Source organism: Variovorax sp. KBW07, assembly GCF_003852515.1.
GTDB lineage: Bacteria > Pseudomonadota > Gammaproteobacteria > Burkholderiales > Burkholderiaceae_C > Variovorax.
This window is the reverse complement of record NZ_QAJK01000267.1, coordinates 1-1,065: the sequence shown is the minus strand read 5'-3', so window position 1 is coordinate 1,065 and position 1,065 is coordinate 1. Positions and strand designations below refer to the sequence as shown.

2 protein-coding genes are annotated in these 1,065 nt (G+C 67.9%); both read left to right on the top strand.

All coding sequences use genetic code 11. The annotated features are described in order from the left end of the window. Positions 1-457 (top strand): efflux RND transporter permease subunit (locus DBV14_RS33090; RefSeq protein ID WP_185546211.1); only part of this gene is annotated, 457 nt, incomplete at its 5' end. Positions 458-572: 115 nt separating this feature from the next. Continuing rightward, positions 573-1,049: an RNA polymerase sigma factor gene (locus DBV14_RS33085; RefSeq protein ID WP_260397321.1), complete on the top strand. Its 477-nt coding sequence runs from the start codon at positions 573-575 to the stop codon at positions 1,047-1,049. Positions 1,050-1,065: the final 16 nt, after the last annotated feature.

Genomic DNA, 1,065 nt, shown 5'->3' with positions numbered 1-1,065 from the left:
GTCGGTGCCGTTCTCGGTGATGCTGGTGATTCCGCTGGGCGTGCTGGGCGCGGTGATCGCGGCGGCGCTGCGCGGGTTGTCGAACGACATCTACTTCCAGGTGGGCCTGCTCGCGACCATCGGGCTGTCGGCCAAGAACGCGATCTTGATCATCGAGTTCGCGGAGGCCGCGCTGCGCCGTGGCGTGCCGCTGATGGACGCGGTGGCCGAAGGCGCGCGCCTGCGGCTGCGGCCGATTCTGATGACCTCGCTGGCGTTCCTGGCGGGCGTGATTCCGCTGGCCGTGGCCACCGGCGCGGGCTCGGGCAGCCAGGTCGCGATCGGCACGGGCGTGTTCGGCGGCGTGCTGGCGGCAACGGCCTTGGGGATCTTCTTCGTGCCGCTGTTCTACCTGCTGGTGAAGCGCATGGCGGCAAGGCTGATGGGGCGCAAGGCGGGCGAAGAACAGGCGGCCTGAGCCGCGCGGCGGGGGCCGTCCCTATAATTTCGGCCTCCGCTCCCCCGCCACAGATCCAGCCGCCGCTACATCTCAGTCACGACGGGAGTTTCCTGTCTGTTCCACACCGGCTGAGGTGTACGTGCCCGAGCGCTACTACAGAGAACTGCTGCGGTATTTCACCCGCAAGGCCGGCGACGGCGACACCGCCGCGGACGTCGTGCAAGAGGCATACACGCGTGTGCTGATTCACCAGGACGCGGGCGGCCCGGTGTTCGAGCCGCGCGCGCTGCTGTACCAGACGGGCCGCAACGTGCTGGCGAGCCAGGCGGTGCGCCGCGCGGCGGAGCAGCGGATGCTGGACACGCTGGCACTGGTGAGCGCCGACAGCGCACCGTCGGTGGAACGCCACGTGAGCGCGCGGCAACAACTGGCACGGCTGGTGGCCCTGCTGGAAGACATGCCCCGCAAGCGCCGCAACGCTTTCATCCTTGTACGCATTCACGGACTGAGCTATGCACAGACTGCAGCGCACATGGAGATCAGCGAGAAGGCCGTCGAACGGCACATGACGCGGGCTCTCCTCGACTGTGCGGGGTATGAGCCGCGATGAAAACTTGCTCTTCTGT